At 69.7% G+C, this 2132-nt stretch carries 3 protein-coding genes; 1 reads left to right on the top strand and 2 read right to left on the bottom strand.

Translation table 11 applies throughout. The features are described from left to right. Nucleotides 1-406: nitroreductase family protein (locus VJ693_RS11170; protein ID WP_324154115.1), on the top strand; the 406-nt coding region annotated here is incomplete at its 5' end. A gap of 17 nt (nt 407-423) precedes the next feature. Here VJ693_RS11170 and VJ693_RS11165 read toward each other — a convergent pair. Together VJ693_RS11165 and VJ693_RS11160 are read right to left on the bottom strand one after the other, a co-directional pair. Next, nucleotides 424-657, bottom strand: a complete 234-nt coding sequence (locus tag VJ693_RS11165; protein WP_324154113.1) for a thioredoxin family protein — start codon at nt 655-657, stop codon at nt 424-426. 23 nt (nt 658-680) lie between these two features. Beyond that, nucleotides 681-2132 (bottom strand): hypothetical protein (locus VJ693_RS11160; RefSeq protein ID WP_324154111.1); only part of this gene is annotated, 1452 nt, incomplete at its 5' end.

Below are 2132 nucleotides of genomic sequence, written 5' to 3'. Positions count from 1 at the left end.
GTTCGCGCTGGCGCTCGTCGATCGTGATCCAGGCGCGACGCAGGAGCAGATCGAGATGGCGCGCGAGAAGGCCCATCGCGCCCCGTTGCTGCTGGTGGCGGTGGCCCGCCTGGGACACTGCGAACCCGACACGCCTGTCCTCGAACGCATGGTGTCGATGGGGGCGGCGATCCAGAACATCCTTCTGGGCGCCCACGCCCTGGGTTTCGGCGGCGGCCTGACGAGCGGCCGGGCCATGTCCTCGCCCCGAATGCGTCAGCTGTGCGCCCTGGGCGAAGGCGAGGAGGCCGTGTGCTGCATCAGCATCGGCACCGTGGGCAGGAGCAAGCCGTCGAAGCGCGTTCGGCCTGCGGCGGCCGACATCGTGAGCGAGCTGGGCGGTGAGTCAACGAACCGTGGCATGTGATAGTCTTGTGGCCCGGCTCAGGGCGCGAGCCAGGACTCGACCTTGTCGCGGCTGGGCACGCCGCCCGCATGCACCACCTTGCCGTCGATCACGACGCCCGGCGTGCTCATGACGCCGTAGCCCACGATGTCGCGCATCTCCTCGACCTTGCTCAGTGCGACGCTCACGCCCTTGGCCTTGGCGACCTGTTCGATCAGCGCGATCGTGTTCCTGCAGTTGGCACAGCCGGTGCCGAGTACCTTGATGTCCATGACGACTCCTTCGGAGGTTGATCTCAGGCGGACGATCCGGCGGCATCGAACAGCATCGCTCGCATGCGCTCGCGCTCCGGCACGGTCGGCCAGCCGGAGTCCGCGGGCGCGGCGATCGACTCGACCCGGCCCTGCGCGTCGACCTGCACCACGCTGTACGTCTCGTTGACCACGGCGCCGGGTGCGCCGTTCTTCAATCGCACATACCAGTCGGCCAGGCGCAGCGTTTTCCCGGCCAGCACTGGCGCCGTGGCCTCGCGGCGGCTGAGCGCCACGTACAGTGCATGAGGCACCGGATGCACGCCGCCGGCGTCGTCCAGGAGAAAGACATACGAGGCATGTTCGGCGCTTGCCGGTGCGGGCGTGCGACCCGACGCATCGACAGTGCTGAACACCGGCGCGAAGCCGCCGCCGGGGGTGCGGAAATTGGTGGTCTGCCCTTGGTACAGGCGCGCCGCCACCCACTGCACCTCGCCGCCGTACGCATAGGCACGCAGGTCGAACTTCAGCGGCTGCGCGCCATCCGCTTCGTCGATTCGGCGTGTGCCCGGCGGCACGATCGCCTGCGCCACGTAGTCGCCGGCCAGGATCTCCTGCCAGACCCGCTGCGTGAGCTTGTCGCCGCGGTAGGCGGCCCGGCTGCCGAACCCTGCGATCGGCTTGAAGAAGAGGCCGCGCCGGGCCAACCACAGGCGTTCGCTGTTCGCGGCCGTCACGATCTCCGTGTGCGGTACGTTCTCCAGCAGCACCTGTTGAATCTCATCGGGCACGCCCAGCGCCTGCAGCCGGGTGGCGTCGCAAAAGAGCGCGAGCTGGCGCTTGTCGGCATACAGCGCATGCGCCTGCGGGTGCGGGGTCAGCACGACGCCCCGATGCAGCCATGCGTCGCGCAGCGCCGCGCTCGCGGGCTGCTCGAGATAGAAGTCGGTGAGCCGGTTGTAGACCAGGTCGATGGCCGATTCGCCCAGCCACAGCGCGCCGTCTCGCCATTGCAGCTCGGCCGGATCGGCGATCAGCGCGGTGAGGCCGTGCCGCTCGAACAGCCTGCGAAAGAGCAGGAACTCGGGATACAGGTACTGCTGCTCGGGCTTCTCGTCGACGATGGCGATGCTGCGAAGCGGGCGCGTGTGCCCCGCCAGTCGCCATTCGCGACGAAACATGTCCACCAGGCGCTGCTCGAACGCCGCCACGTGCGCGCGCGTGGGCACCAGCGTGTCCATCGCGGCGCAGCAGCTGCGCTGTGCCCGCGCGAGCACGGCGTTGAGCATCGCGCCGCCCGCGTTGGTGTTGATCTCGATGAGCCCGAGCCGGCCGTGGTCGAGGTGGAAGTCGTAGCCGAAGAAGACGCCCCGCGGGCCCGCGGCCGCTCCCACGCGGGCCGTCGCCGGCGCGCCGGCCAGCACCTGCTCGCGGTAGGCCGGCAGCGCGACGACGGCTTCGACGGCGCGCACCACCTGCGCCATGCGCTGCAGCTG

The organism is Ideonella sp. (genome assembly GCF_035254525.1).
Taxonomy (GTDB): domain Bacteria; phylum Pseudomonadota; class Gammaproteobacteria; order Burkholderiales; family Burkholderiaceae_C; genus Ideonella.
This window is presented reverse-complemented; position numbering and strand designations above follow the sequence as displayed.

What these genes read in the sequence shown, in the direction of transcription:
- VJ693_RS11165 (WP_324154113.1), bottom strand. Translation starts at nt 657, where the DNA reads ATGGACATCAAGGTACTCGGCACCGGCTGTGCCAACTGCAGGAACACG.